Raw genomic sequence first — 19,012 nt, 5'->3', positions numbered from 1 at the left:
AGGCTGGGGGCAGTCAAACAAGGGCCAGCGCCGCGCATCCCGCGTGCGTCGTTATTCCCGGCGGCGGATCGAGAGCAGGACAATACAACCGGCCGCGATGACGGTCACGGCGACGACCAAGCCGCTGAAGACGGCGTTTTGCCACAGCCGCGGCGTCAGCAGGCCGACGCCGCCCAAGATCGCGCTGACCGGCAGCGCGGCCGTCAGCAGCAGGTGGGTTGCCAGTTGGCGCGACGACGGACGATGCGCCTTGTCGTTGAGCAAGCGGTTGATGCGCACCAGCGCCAGCAGCGGATACGCCACGCCGAGGAGGATCAGCGCACTGGCGATGACGATGAGCAGGACAGCCATCCCCGATCCCTACGCCTCCCCTTCTTCCAGGTGCGCCGTGTCGTTATGCAGATCGAGATAGAAGTGTCCTTCGCGAAAGCGCACGCGGCTGAGCGCGGTGTTTCCGCCGATCCACAGGTTGTGCATGGTGAACAGATCCAGCCCCAGCGCAGCCGAAATCAACGCGCGTATGGACGCTCCGTGCGATACGAGCAGGATGTTCTGTCCGTGATAGCGCGCCGCCACCTCCTGCGCCACGGCCAGGGTGCGGGCGCGCAGCTCGCTGTACGTTTCACCGCCGCCGCGGCGCACATCCGCGCGTGCGTTCATGGCCGCCCATTCTTCTGGAAAACGGGCCTTGATCTCAGGCGTGGTCAGCCCGGCCCACACGCCGATGTCCGACTCGCGCAGGCCAGGATGCAACGCGGGCGCCAGCTGCAAATAGGAACCGACAACCCGCGCCGTTTCCATTGCCCGCTGCGCATCGCTGCTGATGATCTGCATAATGGGATAACGGCGCAGCCGTTTGCCGACGCGGTGCGCCTGTTGGCGGCCCAGGTCGCTCAGCGGGGTGTCGGCCTGCCCTTGCCAGCGCCCTTCGTGGTTCCACTCAGACTGTGCATGGCGCAGCAGCCAGAGGGTGGTGAGTTCAGATGACATAGGACTGTGGCTCAGGTTTTTGCTTTCTCGGCTTCTAGTTCGATTTCGCCCGCGACCGAAAAATCCGCCGCGGGGAAAGAATCATTCAGCCATTGGCTGAACAGCGCTTTTTGTGCATCCGTGGCCGCGGCGGCCGGCCGCACCTGTAAGCGGTTGAACGGCCGCGTCCCCAAGACAACCGCTGCCTGTCGCAGTTCATCGCGGCGGAACAAGGTCAACGTCACCTGGTCGCCGGGGTGGTAGTCATCCAGGCGCCGGTTCAGAGATGATGCGGTCACGCGCAGGCCATCCAGGGCCAGCAGTTCGTCGCCGGGCGCCACGTCTGCATTCGCGCAGGCGTCATCCGCAAACACCGCGCCAATCAGCGCGCGTCCCTCTTTCTGCTCCACGCGCAGGCCCAGGCCCGCTTTGGGCGCCGGGGCGTCGTCATCCGCCTGGTCGGGCCTGGCGTTCTGATAACCGAAGCGCAGCTCTAACCCGGCGTAGGCCAGGAAGTCGTCAAACGGCAGTTCGTCCGTTCCGCGCACGTAACGCTCGAAGAAGTCAGCCAGGGAGTAACCGGCCGCCGCCTCGACGACGGCCTGAAATTCGGTTTCAGGCAGGCCGCGGCCGGCCAGCGCATAGTCTTGCCACAGATGGCGCATCACCTCATCCAGGCTGCACTGACCGTCGCTGTGCTGGCGCACATGGAGATCAAGCAGCATGCCCAGCAGCGCGCCCTTGTTGTAATACGAAATGGACGTGTTCTGCGTGTTTTCGTCCGGACGGTAGAACTTGATCCAGGCGTCGAAGCTCGCCATCTCGACGCTCTGTAGGCGGCGGCCAGGCGTCTGCTGCAAGTGCAAGATGCGCTTGGCCGTCTCTTCCAGCACGGCGCTGGCTGTCCACAGGCCGGCGCGACGCAGGATGAGCAGCTCGAAATAGGATGTCCAACCCTCCATGACCCACAGGAGCCTGGTGTAAACTTCTCGATCATAGTCAAAGCGCGTGAAAACGGAAGGCATGATGCGTTTGACGTTCCAGGTGTGGAAAAATTCGTGCGCCAACAGCGCCAAGACCTGCTGGCGATACTCTTTGTCATCCCCAAAACTCCAGCGCACCACGCCGTTGCTGCTGGAATTGCGATGTTCCAGCCCGCCGCGGCGCTGTTCCGCGGCATGAATGATGAACAGGTAATCGTCATACGGCAAGCCGCCGAAGATAGCCCCGGCCGTCTCCACGATTTTCTGCGTATCGGCCGCCAGGCGCGCCAAGTCTTCGTTGCCGTGGCCGTAGAACGCGAGGCGATGCGGTTTGCCCAGCGCTTCGAATTCAACCACTTGATGAGCGCCGATCTCCGTGGGGCAATCAATCAGGTGGTCGAAATTCTCCGCGCGGAAGCGGTGATCGGCCGCGCCAGGCACGGCGGGCAGTGGCGTGTCAATGCGCCAGCCAGGATAGGGCGCAATGACCAGCTCGCACGGCAGGTGGTCGGCGCCGTTCACGCGCATGAAAACCGTCGCGCCGTTGAAATAGCCGTGCGTGCTGTCCAGGTGGCTGGTGCGCACCGACAGCTCACCGGCGTACACCTGGTAGCTGATGGCGACGCGGTCTGCGCCGGCGGTTTCTACTGACCACTGGTTTTTGTTGATCTTGCGCCACGGTCGTCCCTGGCCGGCGCCATCCGCGGCGGCAAAACCCTGCACATGGCGCGCGTACTCGCGCACCAGGTAGGAGCCAGGCGTCCACGTAGGCATGGCAAACTCGACCGTCGCCTGGTCAAGGCCGGTTACGGTCAAGCGGACATGAAAGAGATGGGTCACAGGGGATGGCATCGCAAGCTCATAGGTTAGGAGCATGATGTGTACGTCTCGTCGGGTTTGGTCGAGTGGGATGATGGCCTCAAGCAGAAGCCGGCGCCGTGCATTCGATCAGCGAGATTGGGCGTGCACAGCATGGCGTCCATTCTACCCCAATCCGCCATGAACCGCAAAGCGTGAGAAGTGGCCGTAGGAATTCCAAATGCAGCACACATCCAACCGCAAAGAACATACGCGGGGGTGGGTGAACACAAAGAAAAGCAGATCAGACGCAAATTGACATCTTCTTTGCGTTCTTTGTGATCTCTGTGGTCAAAAACCAGGCCACATTTGGAACTACTAAGGTGGCCGGAGGGCGTGTGCGCAACGAACGCCGCCCGACCGTGAACGGATCGGGCTACGCGGTGGAAGGCCCTATTGGGCCTGACAGCCCCGCAGAGGCTGGCATCTCGCAGCGGGCGTATTTCAGTTTCGCAACGCAGCTCACACAGGTGAGCCTGGCAGGGGTGGCAGCGATCGTTCGGCTGAGCTCACGACGAAGCCTCAATCGCCCGAACGGCCGCCAGTTTGCAGTGCACCCCGCCTCGCAGACGCTTTTGACATCCAGCGCGTTTCGATTTATCATCCTTGCCTATGCGTTTTGTGAAAGCGACGGGCGGGTGGCTCCTGCTCGTTTTTCTACTGACTGCGCCGGCATGGGCGCCGCTGACTGCTCCCGGCTGGTTTCAAAGCCACAGCGGATTTTTGCCCGTCTACCATCTCGATGATCTGGCCGCGCACGGCCGCTGGGGCTGGTTGCCCACCCTGGCCGCGCCAGCCGACTTCTGGCGCGGCGAAGGGCCGCTGCCCTATGCCCTGGCGCGGCTGTGGCTGCCGCTAGGGGCCGCTGCGGCCATCAAGCTCACCCTGATCTTGGCCCTGGTCGTCGGGCCGCTGCCCTTTTTCCTGGCCGTGCGACGCGTGGGGGGCGCGCGACCCGCGCTGATCGCCGCCGTGCTCTTTGCCTATCTCCCCTCGACGCTGACGGCTGCCTATCAGCGCGGCGCGCTGAGTGAGGTGGTCCTCATGGCCTTGCTGCCGTGCCTGGCGTGGGCCTTGCACCGCGTCGCGTCGCAGCTATCCGTGGGACGGACGCTGACCGTGATCGTGCTGATGGCAGCCCTGGCCTGGACGCAGGCCGGCCTGGCTTTGCTCGGTTGGCTGGCGCTCAGTCCCCTGGCGCTGATGGCTCCAGCCTCTGGGCGTGCGCGCCGCGTGACCTGGCTCAGCCTGGCGCTGGGCGGCGCGCTGGGGCTGTTGAGCCGGTTCGCCTGGCAGGGCGCATCCGCAGCCGTGCCGGTCGCTTTCGCCGATCATGCCGTCTATCTCTTTCAACTGTTCAGCGCCGCGGCCGGCTTTGGTCTCAGCCAACCGGGTTGGCAGGATCAACTGGACTACTCCCTGGGGTTGGCGGCGATGGGGCTGGCGCTCTTGGCCTGGTGGCCGGCCGAACGCGGCGCAATCACCGGCGCAGCGGTTCATATGGGGACGTGGCGATGGGCGTGGGCGCTCATCGCGTTGATGGGGCTGGCCGCGGCCGTGATTCCGCTGCCGTTGGGCGGCCTCCTGACGTACCCCTGGCAAACCCTGGGATTGGTCGGCCTGGCGCTGTGCATCCTGGCAGCCATCGGCGCCAGCCGTTTCCCACAGCTGCAGAGTTGGCCGCTGCTAAGCATCTGCCTGACCCTGATTGCGCTCGCTGCCTATCCCAGCCTGGTGGTGCACCGCACGCCCCCGCCGTCGCGGCCGGCGCCGCTCGCCATCTACCGCACCGTCGGCCAGGAGACCGATCGCCGCCGCGACGGCAGCATCATCTTGGCGGACATGGTCGCCGCGGGCAAGCTTCAGGCAGGGCAGGTGGTCAGCGTGACACTGACCTGGCAGGTCCTGCAGCCGCCGGACTTCGATTATAATCTCTACCTGCACGTGCTCGATGCCAATGGGCAGCGTTGGGGCCAGGCTGATGCGCAGCCGGTGGCCGGGCAGCCGATGACACAATGGGCCGTGGGCAGCGTCTACACCGGCGCCGTTGCCGTCGCCATCGACGCGGCCGCGCCCTCGCCGCTGCACCTGGCCTGGGGGCTTTACAACTGGCAGACGGGCGCGCGCCTACCGGCGATCGAGGCCGTACCCTGACTTGGCGCGCAAGGCAACCAGGCCAACCGCTTGGCCGAAGGTCATTCATCCTATTGCTTTGATAGATTCGTAGATTTATTCACATGGAACGTTTCATTTCGACGGAAACCCTGGTCATCGAACTGCTCTTGGTCGCTTCCTTGGTGGCGATCATGGTGCGGCGCTTGCGCATTCCGTACACGGTGGCGCTGGTTATCGTTGGCTTGATCTTGACCAGCCAGCAGCCGCTGGAACTCAGCATGACGCCGGAGTTGATTCTGGCATTGTTGGTGCCTCCGCTTGTGTTCGAAGCCGCTTTCCATATCAACCTGGCTGAGCTGCGCCGTAACCTGCCCGGCATTCTGCTGATGGCCGTGGTGGGCGTTCTCTTGTCAACCCTCATTGTGGGCGGCGCGCTCAGTCTGGTGACGCCGTTGGCGTTGCCGGTGGCGCTCGTCTTTGGCGCCTTGATCTCTGCCACCGACCCTGTAGCGGTGGTGGCGCTCTTCCGCGCCCTGGGCGCGCCGCGTCGGCTGGCGCTGCTGGTTGAAGGCGAGAGCCTCTTCAATGACGGCACGGCCATTGTCGTCTTCAACCTGGTGCTGGCGACGGCGCTGACCGGGCGCTTTGACCTGGTGCAGGGCGTGGCCGATTTCGTGCGCGTGTCGGCCGGCGGCGCCGTGGTTGGGCTGGCCCTGGGCTGGATCACGGCCCAACTGATTGCGCGCGTGGATGACTATTTGATCGAAACGACGTTGACGACGGTGTTGGCCTTCGGCTCCTACCTGGTGGCCGAACGTCTGCACTTTAGCGGCGTTTTGGCGGTCGTTGTGGCCGGCCTGGTCAACGGTAACATCGGCCCCCAGGGCATGAGTCCCACGACGCGCATCGTCCTTTTCAATTTCTGGGAATACGTGGCTTTTCTCGCCAACTCCTTTGTCTTTCTGCTCATTGGCCTGCAGGTCAACGTGCCAACGCTGCTCAGCAATTGGCAGCCGATTGCCTGGGCCATTGCCGCCGTATTGGCGGCCCGATCCGTGGTCACCTATTCACTGGGCTGGATTGTCAACCGCATCTCTGACCCAGTCCCCATTCGTTGGCTGCACGTGTTGAATTGGGGCGGCTTGCGCGGCGCCATCGCCCTGGCCCTGGCCCTCAGTCTGCCGGCCAGCCTGGGCGAGCAGCGCGAATTGGTGCGCATCATGGCCTTTGGCGTGGTTCTGTTTACCCTGCTGGGGCAAAGCACCACCATGCGTCCGTTACTGCGCGGCTTGGGTATCGTCACCCGCAACCCGGCCCAGACGGAGTACGAGATGCGGCACGCCCGCTTGATGAGCTTCCGCGCAGCCGCCGATCATCTGGACACCCTCTACCGTGATGGCTTCATTTCTGAACGGGCCTGGGAGACGCTGCGCCCCGAACTGCTGGCGCAGGCCGAGACCATCGCCCATGCCGTGCGCATCTTGCAGCAGAGCCATCCCGAGCTGACGGTCGAGGAGCTGGAAAGCGCGCGTCGCGAGTTCCTGCGTGCGCAGCGCAGCGCGCTGATGCGACTGCGCCGCGACGGCATCACGTCTGAAGAGGTTTTTGAAACCCTGGTCGCCGAAGTGGATGCATCCTTGATGAACAACGAGTCGCCTACCTCTGCGCTGCCTCCCGTAGATGACGGCGTCGAAACGAGCATGGCCGATCAGGAAGCAGATTCGCTATGAAGCGCGGCTATTTACTTCCTCTGGCGGCGTTGGCGCTGCTGGCGCTGCCGGCCCTGGCCCCTTTTGCCCAACCTGGCTACTTCTGGGGCGCGCATGACGCCCGCCACAACGTCTACTTTCTCTTCGAGTTTGACCGCGCCTGGCAGGACGGCATCTTCTTCCCGCGCTGGGCGCCCGATTTTACCTTTGGCTACGGCTATCCTTTTTGGATTGTCTACGCGCCGCTGGCAACCTACCTGGGTCAGGCCTTTCATCTGCTCGGCTTTGGCTGGGAGGCATCGGTCAAGTTGGTCCTCGGCCTGAGCATCGTGGCCTCCGGCCTGGCCATGTATGGCTTCGTGACGAGCTGGGCTGGCCGCCGTGCAGGCCTGGTGGCTGCCGTGGCGTATATCTACATCCCCTACCACCTGGTTGACCTGTACGTTCGCGCCGCGCTGGCCGAATCGGTCGCGCTCATCTTCTTGCCCCTCTGCCTGTGGGCTTTTCGGGAGACGGTGATCCGCCCGCGGCTGGCCGCGCTGACGGCTGCCGCCCTCGCCTTTGGCGGATTGATGCTCACCAGCAACCTGGTGGCGCTCGTTTTTGCCTCGGTCTTGGCTGCGTACCTGGCGATGCATGTGCTGCGCCGCCTTAACGCCGCGCAGCCCTGGCGTGACTGGTCCTCCGCATCCACCCTGCCGCTGCTGGGCAACCTGCTGCACCTGTCGCTGACGCCGCTCCTGGCCCTGGCCCTCGGCTTTGGCCTCAGCGCCGCGTTCAGCCTGCCCGCCCTGACTGAGTTCCGCTTTGTCAATCGTGAGCAGTGGTATGGCCAATACTACAACCCGTTCAATCATTTCATCTATTGGTCGCAGCTCTTCAGTCCTACTTGGGGCTTTGGCATCAGCATCCCTGGCCCGGATGATCGCCTGAGCTTTCAACTCGGCATCGCGCCGACCCTGCTGAGCGTGCTTGGCCTGGCCGCGGCGTTGACTCGCCGTACGCCTACCCCAGCGCCCGCGGCCTCCCCGGGCCGCACGACATCAGCCGATCTACGCGCGGAAGCCTGGTTTTTTGCCGCTTTGTCCGCGGTGGCTGTCTTTCTCATGCTGCCAGTTTCGGCCTGGGCCTGGCAGGCCCTGCCCAACGTCAAATTTGCGCAGTTCCCCTGGCGCTACCTGATGCTGACCGCAGTCGGCCTGGCGATTCTGCCGGCCATGTTAGTGGCTGAGCAGCCGGCGCCGGCCGCTGCCAAGCCGCGCATAGCCGGCGACGACAAGGATGAGGTCGCGACAGGGTTGAATAGGTGGCGCAGTTTTGTAGCCCTGTGCCTGTGCGGCTTGATCCTGCTCGGCAGCTATGCTTATCTGCAGGTGGAAGTGGCAGCGCCAACCCCAGAGCAGGGCCCGGTTTCTTACGCGGCGCTGATGCGCTTTGAGCAATCGGCCAATGAAATGACCGGCGTCTCCGTGTTTGCCGACGTCGTCCCCACCTGGTCGGCCGTGGCCGAAGACCATGTGCACGGCCGGCCCGTGACGACGCATGTGGATTACAGCCGCGTGCCGCAGAACGCCACCCTGGCCGTAGACGTGCGTGAGCATGGCAGCGCGCACGAGTTGGTCTGGGTGCACAGCGGCGAGCCTGATCAGCGGCTGGTGTTCAACGTGGCCTATTTCCCCGGTTGGACGGCTTACCTCTATGCTGACGACAACAACCGGCCGGGACGCCTACTGCGCAAGCTGACGTTGAGCGAAAAGGACATTATCGCTCCGTTTGGTCAGATTGCCGTACCGTTGGAGCCAGGGGAATTCTTCTTGCTCCTGCGTTTTGAAGACACCCCCGTGCGCGTGCTGGGGAAGGCGCTGAGCATTCTTTCGGTGGTCGCGCTGCTGATCGCCTGGGTAATACGCTGGCGCTGGCGTGCGCCGGCCCGCAGAGTAGGTTAGCAGCCAGACGCTGAACGCGTGCGCGCGGTCATCGGCCGTCTGCGACTTTGATGAAAAAAGGAATCTCATGGCTAACGCTTGGAAGGCAGTGGTTGGTGACACGGTTGAGGCGTGGGGGCCGCATGTGGGAGCGTTGATTAACCCGACGGAAGTCGCCGCACTTGCGGCCGCCTACGGTGAGCCGCAGCGCCGGCTTTACCCGCTGGCGGCCGACGAGTTCCTCCTTGTCACCCGACGAGTGAAAACCCTGGATCGCCGCGGCGAGATTGCCGTCTGCTTGCGGCGCGCCAACGGCTATTACCTGTTGCACACCAAAGACCTCTACCCCGGCTTTTATCGTCTGCCCACCGGCGGCATCTTCTGGCATGAAGGGGTCATCGAAGCGTTGCATCGCGAAGTGCGCGAGGAGACAGGTCTCACCTTGCACAATTTGCGCTTCCTGGCCGTCATCGGTTACGAGATGCGCCTGCACGAACACCTGGTGCCGTTCGTCACGTATCTGTGGTACGGCGAAGAGGCGGGCGGCACGCTGACTGCGGATGGGGTGGAAGTTGCTGGCTTCAGCGAACTGCCGCTGAGCAGCTTTGCCTGGGTTGCCCAGCGCCTACGCGACGTCCCTCCACCGCGCGAGGCCTGGGGCGCGTGGCGGGCCATCGCCCATGAGGTCGCGCAGGAACTGCTGAGCAACCCATGAATTCTGCCTCTTCCACGCGTGAACGCCTGACCTGGTTAGGGTGGCTCTTGATCCTGACGACGCCAGCCTGGGCCAGCCTGCTGGCGCCCGGCTACTTCTTTGGCGCGCACGATGCCCATCACAGCGTCTTCTACCTGCTTGAGTTCGACGCCGCCATCCGCGACGGCGCCTGGTGGCCGCGCTGGGGGCCTGATCATGCCATGGGCTACGGCTATCCGCTGTGGGTGGTTTACGCTCCCTTTGCCTACTACACCGCGGAAGCCTTTCACCTCTTGGGTCTGGGATTGACCAATGCGGTCAAGGCCACCTTTTTGCTCGCTTTTCTCTTGAGCGCATCCGGCATGTTCCTGCTTGTGCGCCGCTGGTGGGGAAACGGCGCTGGCTTCATTGCGGGTCTGCTCTACACCTACGCGCCCTACCATTTCGTCAACATCTACGTGCGCGCGGCGCTCGCCGAGTTCTGGGCCATGGCCTGGTTTCCCTGGATTATCCTGGCCTGGGAGCGGCTGCTGGACAAACCGCATGACCGCCGTCGCCTGGCAGCCGCCAGCCTGAGCCTGGCGGCGCTTTTCATCAGCCATACCGCCGTGGTGCTCTTTTTTACGCCCTGGCTGGCCGCGTATCTCCTCTTTCGCCTGGTCTGGCCCTCAATCGCTGCCAGGACGCGACCTCCGGCCGAGCGAGCGGCGCGAACGCTGTGGGTTTCCCTGTTTTCGGTGCTGGCTGCTGGTTTGCTGGCGGTAGGCCTGGCGGCGATCTTCCTCATCCCGCTGCTGGCTGAGCAGCGTTTCATCGGTCAAGCCGTTTGGCTGCGCGATAGCTACCAGGTGGAACGCAACCTGGTCTATTTCTTTCAGCTTTTTGCCAATTCCTGGGGCTTTGGGTACAGCGTGGACGGCCCTGGCGACGGCATGAGCTTCCAGTTGGGCCTTGCGCCTCTGCTCCTGGCCGCAGGCGGCGTTTGGTTTGGGCTGCGCCGTGCGGCGCAGCAGCGCGGCATTGTCGTCTTTTTCCTGCTCTCGGCCGTCATCGTCGCCGGGCTGATGCTCACACCGGCGGCGGCGCTTTGGCGCCTGCTGCCGCTGGCCGATCTGCTCCAATTTCCCTGGCGCATGCTGGCGCTCACCTCCTTCTGCCTGGCGATTGTGGGCGGCGCGGGGGCGCAGCTTCTCGCTGCGCCGCATGACCCCGGCCCGGCCGCCCAGCGCCGCGCCGCGCTGGCGCCTCTCGCCCTCTTCATCATCTTGGCCAGCGCGACCTTCTTGCAGCCGCAGTGGACGCCAATCACCCCACGCGATGAAAGCCCGCTGGCGATCATGGACTTTGAGCTCCAGCATCCCGATATGATTGGCGTGATGAAGGACACCGGGCAATCGTTCACGGAGACGCCGCTGCTGGCTCAATACCTGGCGGAGCAGCCGCTGCAGCGGGCGGCCATTGTGCAGGGCGCCGGCGCCGTGACGACGCTCCACGTTGGCGCCCAATCGGGTCGCCTGCGCGTGGACGCCGCCACCCCCGTGCGCCTGGTCTACTATACCTACAACTTCCCTGGCTGGACCCTGGCCGTAGACGGGCAGCCGGCGGCCATCGAGACGGTGGCGCCCTATGGGTTGATTGGCTTCGATCTGCCGGCGGGGACCCACGATGTCACGCTGCGCATGGGCGCCACCCCTGCGCGCCGCGTCGGAGATATCGTCTCCGCCCTGAGCCTGCTGATTGTGGCCTGGTTGTGGCGGCCTGGCCGGCGCGCGCCAGCGCCGCGCGGCGCCGCGCCCCATTTGCTCAAACCACCCGCTGGGCTATAATTCGCTGCATGACCTACCGGGATTTTGTTGACGCCCCACTCCCCGCCGTGCCGCAAGGCCCCACCTGCCCGCACTGTGGCACGCGCCTGGCGGATCAGGCCAGCGTCTGCTTCATGTGCGGCGCTGTCATGCAGACCGCGCGCCGCCGTCGCCGGCAGATTCCCTGGCTTGATCTGGCCCTGCTCGTGCTCATTGTCGGGGCTATCGCCTTTTGGTGGACGCGCTCAGCGCCCCCGCCGGCTGCTGGCGTCACCAGCCTCGGCGCGCCGATGCCGGCAGGCGGAAACCAGCTGCTGAATCCCGCGACGATGACCACCACGGCAACGCCCTCCCCCAATTGGACTGTGGCGCTGGCTACACCAACACTGACACCGACGCCTACACCCATGCCGGCCTATCTCAATTACAGCGTGGTTGCGGGCGACACCTTGTTGGGCATTGCCGCCAAATTTGGCGTGCCTGTGGACAGCATCCTGGCGGCAAACAAGCTGAAGGCCAGCGACCGGCTGGGCGTCAAGCAAGCCCTGCTGATCCCGACCGCAGGCATGAACCCTGAGGCTCTCGCCCTGGGCGGCACACCGGCCCCCACGGTCACCGCGGACACCTCGACCCTGATGTACCGCGTCAAATCTGGCGACACCCTGTTGGGCATTGCCGGCCAGTTCAAATCCACCATCAACGCCATTCTGGACGCCAATCAACTCAAACCGGACGCCATCTTGCACATTGGGCAGGTGTTGATCATTCCCCGCGGTACGCCGACGCCGACCTTCACTCCCACGGCGGCCGCCAGCCCAACCCCCACTCCAGGCCCGCCGTTTGCGGCGCCTATCCTGCTTGGGCCAGCCGCCGATGCTGTCCTGGCGGCTGCAGAGCCGGTTGTGCTGCGTTGGTCGGCCGTTGGCACCCTGGGCGAAGAAGACTGGTACGTGGTGCATGTCTGGTCGCTGGCGCCAGGCGGCCCGAGCCAGGAACATCACGTCAAGGGCACCAGTTTGCGCTTGGATCCGGCGCTGCGCCCTGCGGATTACGTGACCGAACGGAGCTGGCGCTGGCAGGTCGTGGTGGCGCGCCATGCGGGCCACGTTGATGCGCCTGAACCGCGGCTGACGCCTGAGATCGGCCAGCCGGTCACCCCGACGCCGCTGCCAGCCCTGGGTTCGCTTCGTTTTCTGAGCGACCCTAGTGAAGTACGTGCTTTTACGTGGAAGTGATGCGCTTTCTCAAACTTGAGTTTTTTTGACTCCGATGGTATCTTGTCTGTAGGAAATGTGGGTGAACATAAACGGTTGAGGAGGAGTTATGAGCGAAAGCAAGCAAACGCCGGCCGGCGGCTCCAGCAGCAGCCAGGCGCGGGCAAAGCGCCGCAGCGCCGCACTATACCAGCGTCTGGCACAGACGCGTGATTTGGCTCAGAGTGTGGTCATAGGCACGCAGGCCACCATGCAGGCGGCCGCCGAGCAGTCAAGCGGTGAAGCGGCCCAGGGTGCGGATCAAGCGAAAGAGGCGATCAGCGGTCTGGCCTCGTCGGCGGGGACGGCTACGCGGCAGTTGATTGAATCCACGGCCCGCACGGTGGGTGCAACCGGCGGTGGGATCAAGGGCGCCGCCAGCGGCCTTGCCCAGGGTTTGAGCATTGCCAGCGACGCGATCTCGATGGCCACCCGCTCGGCCGTCAGCGATCTTGGCTCCGCGGCCGATATGGCGGCGCAGGGTGATTTGGATGCCGCGGCGCGCCAGGCGGCCGAGAGCATCACCAACGTATCGCTGAATGCGGCCATGGGCGCGATCGGCGCTGGGGCCACGGTGATCGGCGCCATGGTGGGCGGTGTACAAGGCGCAAGCGCAGGCGCCATTGACAGCGGCCTCGATGTGAGCGATGCCGCGGCGCAGGTGACCAAAGGGGTGATCCGTGACGCAGCCAAGAGCGCGGAGGTGGTCACGGATGCCGTCAGTGGCATTGTCAAAGCAAGCGGTAGGCGCGTAAAAAAGGCGCTTACGGGCAGTCAATCATAGCGTCAGACTAACGGATGGAGCACCTCAGCCCTATCCGTCAGCCTGAGATCACGCTCAATCATCCTCGGATGATGCCCGCATCATGTTGTAGACGAGATCGGTGTCGCCGATGACCGCGATGGGACGTTGTTTGTCGCCCTCTTCGCGCACAACAACCACGCGATGGACATGGTTCTGCAGCAGGGTGTGGGCTACTTCGATCAGGCGCGTGTCCGGATGCACCGTGATCACGTGAGGACTCATGTACGCGCTCACCGGTTCTTTTTTCCATTCGGGCGAATTGACAAAGGCGCGCAGCAGGTCAATGCGTGTGATCACGCCGGCGAGGAATCCCTGGCTGTCAACGACGACCATTCCGCTAATGTCTTCCTCGGCAATGCGCCGCGCGGCAAGTTCGAGCGTATCGTTGGCTAGACAACTGAAAATTCCGAGGCGCTTGGCCTCCAATACCGTTCGATAGGGCATTGATCGTACCTCCATCTTTCCGGGGCTTTCGAGGCTTTGGGGGGCGGGCGCAAGGCCATGCCCCTAATGACCACGTCTCGATCCTCGGCAAAATCAGTGTATCAGGAAGTGCACGAGTTGTCAATAGCCGCAAGCGATTCAGTGATTCTTGACAGGCCCCATGCCTGGTGTTAGAATCGCGCGACTTGCCCTCGTAGCTCAATGGACAGAGCGCCTGGCTTCGAACCAGTAGGTTGGGGGTTCGAGTCCCTCCGGGGGTACTGGATCCGTTGAACGTTGGAGCACCTTCGCGCTCCAACGTTCTTTGTTTACGAGGGTATACGCCGCGAGGACAGCGCCTGCACAGCCAGGCGGACACAACATCATGCCAGCCGACGAACGACTTCCACTGAGTGAACGCGAAATCGAAATTTTGAGCCTGGTTGCCACCGGCAAAACCAATCAGGAAATCGCGCGCGTCCTGGTGATCAGCCCCAATACGGTCAAAGTCCACCTGCGCAATATCTTCGAGAAACTGCATGTACAAAGCCGCACCGAAGCCACGCTGGTTGCCATTCGCAGCGGTCTGGTGCAGATTGGCCAGGTCAGCCTCGCCCCAACCGACTCACCAACGGCCCTGGACGGGGCAATCGCAGACAGCGTTGCAGTTGATGTGCTGCCGCCGCCGCTGAAGCCTGCGCTAACGGCATGGCGGCCTGACCTGGCGCCCAGGCAGCCGATCAGACGCTGGCAGCGAGTCTACCTGGTCGTTAGTCTGCTGGTGGTGACGCTGGCTCTGTTATTTCCCTGGATGCGTTCAGTCGCCGGGCGCAGTCAAGCGGCCAGTCAGAGCTTGCTCAGCGATGCGGAGATGCCACAGGCTGGCTTGCCCGCGCGTCAAGATGCTGCACGGTGGCGCGTGCGCGCCGCGCTGCCTGCGCCGCGTGCGCGCCACGCCCTGGTGGCTTTCCGAGGTCAGGTCTATGCCATCGGCGGTGAGACGCCCACCGGCATCACCGATTCGGTGGACGTTTACAACCCAGAGCGGAACGACTGGCAGCCTCGCACCAATTTGCCTCGGCCGCTCTCCAACGTGCAGGCGGTTGTGCTGAAGAATCTGGTCTATGTGCCCGGCGGGACGACGACCGGCGGCGCGCTCAGCGCCGAAGTCCTCAGCTACGATCCCGTGGCTGATTCTTGGGGGCAAGCGCCCGCGCTCCCCGCGCCGGCCGCGGCCTATGCCCTGGCCGCCTCCGATTCGATGCTCTTCTTGCTTGGCGGTTGGGATGGAACGCAGGTCACGACGACAGTTTTGATCTACGATCCGGCCGTGCGCCGCTGGCGCGACGGCCCACCGCTGCCAGCGCCGCGCGCGCTGGCAAGCGCGGCTATCCTCAACGGTCGCTTGTTCCTCGTTGGCGGCTTCAACGGCGCACAGCCCCAGCCGACGGTCTATACCCTGGCGCTGAATGCGGATGGTGGTGTGGCAGACGGTGGGTGGGAGACCGGCGCGCCGCTCAGCACCCCGCGCAGCGGCTTGGGTGTGATCGTGGAGAGCGGCGCACTCTACGCCTTTGGCGGCAGCGTCAATGCGGCGGTGGATTTCCAGGAACGGTTCGATCCTTTTACCCAAACCTGGTCGAGCATCGTCTCACCCTGGCGAGGCGAATGGCGCGGGGTCGGGGTGTCGGCCGTTTCCCCGATGATCTACGTCGTCGGCGGCTGGAGCGGCGACTACGCCGAAGTCAACGAACAGTACCAGGCCGGTTTCCGCACCTTTTTGCCCGCCAGCCCGCGCTGAGTCGGGCGCGCAGCCGCGGGGCAGAGGCGTATGGAGGAGCCTCCCTCAAGTCGGGCATCCATGCCGGCGGCGCTACGGTCAACGAAAACAGGGAATCCGCAGCGATCCGTGTTCATCCGCGGCCTTATTTGAGTTAGTCAGCCAGAAGTCCAGGGCATCCTAGCGATACCCTTCTGCCTGCAGATTGAATAAGCGCGCATAGGCGCCGTCTAACTGGATCAATTCGGCATGACTGCCCAGCTCGATAATCTTGCCGGCTGACAGCACGACGATCCGGTCTGCCATGCGCACGGTCGAGAAACGATGCGAGATCAGCACCGCTATGCGGCCCTCCATCAGCTCGCCGAAGCGTCGAAACACCTCGTACTCGGCCTCTGCGTCCAGGGCGGACGTAGGCTCGTCCAACACCAGCACTTCGGCTTTACGCATGAACGCGCGCGCCAGCGCGATCTTTTGCCACTGCCCGCCCGACAGTTCCTGGCCTTTCTCCCAACGCCGTCCTAGCATCGTGTCATACCCCTGGGGCAGGTTCGCGATGACCGGGCTGGCGCCGCCGCGATCAGCCGCGGCCTGGATGCGGTCGCGATCGTCGAGCGCATCCACCTGGCCGAAGCCGATATTTTCCCGCACCGTGAACTGGTAGCGCACGAAATCCTGGAAGATGACGCCAAAGCGCTGGTGCAGACTCGTCAGGTCGTACGCGCGCAGGTCTACACCATCGAGCAGCACCTCTCCTTCCGTCGGGTCGTACAGCCGCGTGAGCAGCTTGATCAGCGTCGTCTTGCCCGCGCCGTTGAGGCCCACGAGCGCAATGCGTTCGCCCGGATGGATGTGCAGGTTGATATCACGCAGCACGTCGGTGTCAGAACCGGGGTAGCGAAACGAGACGTGGCGAAACTCAATGCCGTGAGAAATGGGTGCGGGCGCAGTCAGCCCATCGGCCGGCGTTGTGAGCAGCGGCTGCAGCTTGAGGTAGGCCATCAGATTATCGAGAAACAGGTTGCTTTCGTACAGGCGATTCAGGCTGTCGAGCAGGCCGCGGATCGAGCTTTGCGATTGGCGGAAGATTCCCAGGAACATGGTCATGTCGCCCAGGGTAATTTGGCCGGCGACTGTGCGCAGGACGATCCACGCATAGCTGCCGTAATAGGCCAGGTTTGACAACAGGCCCCAACCCAATCCCGCCAGCGTGCGCCGTTCGGCAATCGCGCGATCCTCCAGGTAGAACTGCGTGAAGAGCTCCTGGTAGCGCCTGAGCAGCGGCTGGCCCAGCCCAAATAGTTTGACCTCTTTGATCGTGTCGTTGCCTGTCAGCAGCATTTCCAGGTAATTGAGCAGGCGCGCTTCGGGCGCGCGGCGACTGATGGCGCGAAAGGCCCGCTCTGCGTATTGCGATTGGGAGAGAAACGCGGGAATGGCCGACACAAAGACGATGACCGCCAGCCATGGACTGAAACGCACGATCAAGACGACCAGGGAGATCAGGGTGATGACCTGCTGTATCATCTGCAGGGATGAGTTGACGATATTGAGCGCGCTGGTGTCCGCCTGGCGGCGTGCGTTTTGCAGCATATCGTAGAAGATCGGATCTTCGAAAAACTGCAGATCCAGGCTGATCGCCTTGAGGATAATCAGGCTGTTGACATGATTGGTGAGCTGCGATTGCAGGATGCGGTCGAGAAGGCTGCGCATCTGGCTCGCAGTCGAGCTGATCAGCAGCAGAGCGAACTCCAGCCCAAGGTAGGGCAGGACGAAGCGCAGGCCGGCGACTGGCTCCATGCCCTGGCGCGTGGCGCTGACGATGGCGTCAATGATCAGCTTGCCCACCCACGCCTGCGCTGCCGGCAGCAGAGCCGCCACCAACATCAGACCGATTCCCGCCAGGGCTGCACGGCGGCTGGCCGCCCACACCAGGCGAAACGCTTCCGGCGTGTTGCGCAGGGCCTGCCAGAACTCACGCGCCTGGCTGCGCCAGCGAGCGATCAGCGAAGCCGCCGGCCGGCCAGACGCCGTCCTATTGGATGAATTCAAGGATACACTCCGCGTGGTCGAGTCGGCATCTTACAACCCCGGCGCGGCCAGGATGCGGATCTTCTCCACGGTTTCGCGCCAGGAAATCTCCGAGAGGCCCATCTTGAGGCGCAGGCGTTCGGGCGGCATACCGGTGCGGTAGTCGCGCACCGCGGCTGTCCAGCGCAGGCTTTCGAATGAGACGTTCTTGGTCAGCCCGGCGGCCTTGGCCGTGTCGCCCAGTACGTACTCCAGATTACGCGGCGTACATTCAAAGAGAAACACTTTGGGCTGATACTCACGCAAATACTGCTGCACGGGTGGAGCCAGTTTGGGGCTGAGGCCGAGTTTGCGCTCCTTATCGTGGTAGCGGGGATCTTCATAGCGCACATAAACGGCCGGGCCGAGGGGATCAGACATGTCCAGGTGTTCCAGTTTGATGCGCATGGCCTCGCCCTTCTTCATGGCGGTTTGCAGTACCAGGTTGATGAGGAGATAGGGTCGCGCATCAGGCTTGTGTCGCCGCCAGAGCAAGTCTTGACTGGTTTGCAGCATCTGTTTGACCTCGTTGTCGTACAGAATTACCGGCAGGGGGGTGCTGATGGGCAGGTGGATAATCGGCGCAGCCGGATCGCCAGCGATGATCTCCGTGGCCGCTAACCAGGCAAAGAAGACCTTGAGCGTCGTCAGGCGCCGCGCGTAGCTCTTGGAGCTGCACGGGACCTTGCGCTCATGCTCCAACCAGTACAGGAACTGCTGCAAGGATTCGGTGCCCAGGCTGCTGAGCGATCGGTTGGCGCCCACGTGGCGTCCGAGCAAACGCAGGTCGCTTTGAAAGGCCTTGATGGTATTGTCGGCGAATCCCTGGCGCACCATGTAGGGATAGAAGGCGGTGATCGCAGCGGCCAGGGACGATTGTGCATTCAGCGCGGGGATGGAGACAAGCGGCGCGGTCGGCGCGATCTGCGCCTCTGGCGTAAAGAGACTGGGTTGCATGGCATCGGTCTCTACATCTGGCATCTGCGGCCTCCTCACGTGACAAATGTTTCGTGTAGTTTAATCCAACGTCATTCTAGCCCATTCGCTGCGATTTGTCAACCCCCTGCAAAAATCGTTTAGGATGGCAGCAGGCTGAAATCTTGCAGGCTGGAACCGCCGATGAACTCACGCAGCAGCGAATTATCGGGCACCAGGTCGAGCGAGCACGGTTCAAACCACTGCAAGAAGGCCAGAAGGCGGCGCGCCTCGATGTATTCCAGGCTGTCGTTTTCAATTTGCAGCAGCAGCGGCTCCACGAACGGCTTGAGCACCGCCAGTTCATAGACCAGCGCGGAATTGAACATCTCGTCGGCGTTTTCTTGATAGGGGAAGATGTAAGCGGTCTCGCCGCTGCGCACACTTTCCCAGCGCTGAATCGTCGCCTGCGCCGTGTACCCGCGGTACTGCGCATCGCGCACGATGCGGCGCAGTAGGCGCGTGTCCGTGGTGGGGATGCGGTTATGGTCGTCCAGGTTGAGCTGCGTCAGGGCTGAGACATAGATGCGATAAATGCACTCTGGCGGGATGTCCGGCACCAGGTTGGGATTCAAGCCGTGAATGCCTTCGGCCAGAATCACCGCATCGTTCGGCAGGCGCACGGTGCTGCCTGCTTCACGCTGGCCC

The 19,012-nt window shown here is 63.5% G+C and carries 15 protein-coding genes and 1 tRNA gene; 9 read left to right on the top strand and 7 right to left on the bottom strand.

Annotated features, from left to right (window positions below):
* Nucleotides 1-51: 51 nt before the first annotated feature.
* From ACPQ6D_RS19590 to ACPQ6D_RS19580, 3 genes are read right to left on the bottom strand one after another with little or no spacing between them, the layout of a single operon-like run.
* The gene (locus tag ACPQ6D_RS19590; RefSeq protein WP_423226042.1) at nucleotides 52-351 is read right to left on the bottom strand and encodes a hypothetical protein; all 300 of its coding nucleotides are present in this window, start codon (nucleotides 349-351) and stop codon (nucleotides 52-54) included.
* A gap of 9 nt (nucleotides 352-360) precedes the next feature.
* Complete coding sequence (locus ACPQ6D_RS19585) at nucleotides 361-990, bottom strand: histidine phosphatase family protein (protein WP_423226041.1); 630 nt, start codon at nucleotides 988-990, stop codon at nucleotides 361-363.
* Nucleotides 991-1,001: 11 nt separating this feature from the next.
* Complete coding sequence (locus ACPQ6D_RS19580) at nucleotides 1,002-2,828, bottom strand: M61 family metallopeptidase (RefSeq protein ID WP_423226040.1); 1,827 nt, start codon at nucleotides 2,826-2,828, stop codon at nucleotides 1,002-1,004.
* A 594-nt stretch (nucleotides 2,829-3,422) separates the two neighbouring features.
* Between ACPQ6D_RS19580 and ACPQ6D_RS19575 the strand changes: the two genes are divergently transcribed.
* The 7 genes from ACPQ6D_RS19575 to ACPQ6D_RS19545 all read left to right on the top strand — a co-directional run bounded on the left by ACPQ6D_RS19575 (nucleotide 3,423) and on the right by ACPQ6D_RS19545 (nucleotide 13,095).
* Nucleotides 3,423-4,964 carry a hypothetical protein gene (locus ACPQ6D_RS19575; RefSeq protein WP_423226039.1) on the top strand — a complete coding sequence of 514 codons (1,542 nt, stop codon included), beginning with the start codon at nucleotides 3,423-3,425 and terminating at the stop codon, nucleotides 4,962-4,964.
* Nucleotides 4,965-5,047: 83 nt separating this feature from the next.
* A complete protein-coding gene (locus ACPQ6D_RS19570) occupies nucleotides 5,048-6,655 on the top strand; it encodes a Na+/H+ antiporter (RefSeq protein ID WP_423226038.1) in 1,608 nt (535 codons plus the stop codon).
* Nucleotides 6,652-8,580 (top strand): hypothetical protein, encoded by a 1,929-nt coding sequence (locus ACPQ6D_RS19565; protein ID WP_423226037.1) that lies wholly within the window; start codon nucleotides 6,652-6,654, stop codon nucleotides 8,578-8,580. The genes ACPQ6D_RS19570 and ACPQ6D_RS19565 overlap by 4 nt, the downstream gene beginning before the upstream one ends.
* A gap of 67 nt (nucleotides 8,581-8,647) precedes the next feature.
* Complete coding sequence (locus ACPQ6D_RS19560) at nucleotides 8,648-9,274, top strand: NUDIX hydrolase (protein ID WP_423226036.1); 627 nt, start codon at nucleotides 8,648-8,650, stop codon at nucleotides 9,272-9,274.
* A complete protein-coding gene (locus ACPQ6D_RS19555; protein ID WP_423226035.1) occupies nucleotides 9,271-11,079 on the top strand; it encodes a 6-pyruvoyl-tetrahydropterin synthase-related protein in 1,809 nt (602 codons plus the stop codon). The genes ACPQ6D_RS19560 and ACPQ6D_RS19555 overlap by 4 nt, the downstream gene beginning before the upstream one ends.
* Before the next feature lie 8 nt (nucleotides 11,080-11,087).
* Nucleotides 11,088-12,293 carry a LysM peptidoglycan-binding domain-containing protein gene (locus ACPQ6D_RS19550; protein WP_423226034.1) on the top strand — a complete coding sequence of 402 codons (1,206 nt, stop codon included), beginning with the start codon at nucleotides 11,088-11,090 and terminating at the stop codon, nucleotides 12,291-12,293.
* Between the two features lie 88 nt (nucleotides 12,294-12,381).
* On the top strand, nucleotides 12,382-13,095 hold the full coding sequence (locus ACPQ6D_RS19545; protein ID WP_423226033.1) for a hypothetical protein: 714 nt from the start codon (nucleotides 12,382-12,384) through the stop codon (nucleotides 13,093-13,095).
* 54 nt (nucleotides 13,096-13,149) lie between these two features.
* Here the strand turns inward: ACPQ6D_RS19545 and ACPQ6D_RS19540 are convergent, their stop codons facing one another.
* Nucleotides 13,150-13,560 (bottom strand): CBS domain-containing protein, encoded by a 411-nt coding sequence (locus ACPQ6D_RS19540; protein ID WP_423226032.1) that lies wholly within the window; start codon nucleotides 13,558-13,560, stop codon nucleotides 13,150-13,152.
* A gap of 187 nt (nucleotides 13,561-13,747) precedes the next feature.
* Between ACPQ6D_RS19540 and ACPQ6D_RS19535 the strand changes: the two genes are divergently transcribed.
* A tRNA-Arg gene (locus ACPQ6D_RS19535) sits at nucleotides 13,748-13,820 on the top strand.
* Between the two features lie 104 nt (nucleotides 13,821-13,924).
* Entirely contained in the window at nucleotides 13,925-15,340 is a 1,416-nt protein-coding gene (locus tag ACPQ6D_RS19530; RefSeq protein WP_423226031.1) for a Kelch repeat-containing protein, read from the top strand.
* Nucleotides 15,341-15,499: 159 nt separating this feature from the next.
* Here ACPQ6D_RS19530 and ACPQ6D_RS19525 read toward each other — a convergent pair whose 3' ends face one another.
* The 3 genes from ACPQ6D_RS19525 to ACPQ6D_RS19515 form a co-directional block, all read right to left on the bottom strand.
* Nucleotides 15,500-17,371 carry an ABC transporter ATP-binding protein gene (locus tag ACPQ6D_RS19525; RefSeq protein WP_423226030.1) on the bottom strand — a complete coding sequence of 624 codons (1,872 nt, stop codon included), beginning with the start codon at nucleotides 17,369-17,371 and terminating at the stop codon, nucleotides 15,500-15,502.
* 30 nt (nucleotides 17,372-17,401) lie between these two features.
* Complete coding sequence (locus ACPQ6D_RS19520; RefSeq protein WP_423226029.1) at nucleotides 17,402-18,370, bottom strand: tyrosine-type recombinase/integrase; 969 nt, start codon at nucleotides 18,368-18,370, stop codon at nucleotides 17,402-17,404.
* Nucleotides 18,371-18,465: 95 nt separating this feature from the next.
* The coding region (locus tag ACPQ6D_RS19515; RefSeq protein ID WP_423226028.1) for a uridine kinase family protein at nucleotides 18,466-19,012 on the bottom strand (547 nt) is incomplete at its 5' end.

It is taken from the genome of Candidatus Amarolinea aalborgensis (genome assembly GCF_900491745.1).
Taxonomy (GTDB): Bacteria; Chloroflexota; Anaerolineae; order SSC4; family Amarolineaceae; genus Amarolinea; species Amarolinea aalborgensis.
Note: the sequence above shows the minus strand (reverse complement) of the source record. Positions and strands in the feature narration are given on the sequence as shown.

Excerpts from the sequence above, each read along its gene's own strand:
- ACPQ6D_RS19545 (WP_423226033.1), top strand. The coding sequence starts at position 12,382 with ATGAGCGAAAGCAAGCAAACGCCGGCCGGCGGCTCCAGCAGCAGCCAG.
- ACPQ6D_RS19590 (WP_423226042.1), bottom strand. The coding sequence starts at position 351 with ATGGCTGTCCTGCTCATCGTCATCGCCAGTGCGCTGATCCTCCTCGGC.
- ACPQ6D_RS19585 (WP_423226041.1), bottom strand. The coding sequence starts at position 990 with ATGTCATCTGAACTCACCACCCTCTGGCTGCTGCGCCATGCACAGTCT.
- ACPQ6D_RS19575 (WP_423226039.1), top strand. The coding sequence starts at position 3,423 with ATGCGTTTTGTGAAAGCGACGGGCGGGTGGCTCCTGCTCGTTTTTCTA.
- ACPQ6D_RS19540 (WP_423226032.1), bottom strand. The coding sequence starts at position 13,560 with ATGCCCTATCGAACGGTATTGGAGGCCAAGCGCCTCGGAATTTTCAGT.
- ACPQ6D_RS19565 (WP_423226037.1), top strand. The coding sequence starts at position 6,652 with ATGAAGCGCGGCTATTTACTTCCTCTGGCGGCGTTGGCGCTGCTGGCG.
- ACPQ6D_RS19570 (WP_423226038.1), top strand. The coding sequence starts at position 5,048 with ATGGAACGTTTCATTTCGACGGAAACCCTGGTCATCGAACTGCTCTTG.
- ACPQ6D_RS19530 (WP_423226031.1), top strand. The coding sequence starts at position 13,925 with ATGCCAGCCGACGAACGACTTCCACTGAGTGAACGCGAAATCGAAATT.
- ACPQ6D_RS19550 (WP_423226034.1), top strand. The coding sequence starts at position 11,088 with ATGACCTACCGGGATTTTGTTGACGCCCCACTCCCCGCCGTGCCGCAA.
- ACPQ6D_RS19560 (WP_423226036.1), top strand. The coding sequence starts at position 8,648 with ATGGCTAACGCTTGGAAGGCAGTGGTTGGTGACACGGTTGAGGCGTGG.
- ACPQ6D_RS19580 (WP_423226040.1), bottom strand. The coding sequence starts at position 2,828 with ATGCTCCTAACCTATGAGCTTGCGATGCCATCCCCTGTGACCCATCTC.
- ACPQ6D_RS19555 (WP_423226035.1), top strand. The coding sequence starts at position 9,271 with ATGAATTCTGCCTCTTCCACGCGTGAACGCCTGACCTGGTTAGGGTGG.
- ACPQ6D_RS19520 (WP_423226029.1), bottom strand. The coding sequence starts at position 18,370 with ATGCCAGATGTAGAGACCGATGCCATGCAACCCAGTCTCTTTACGCCA.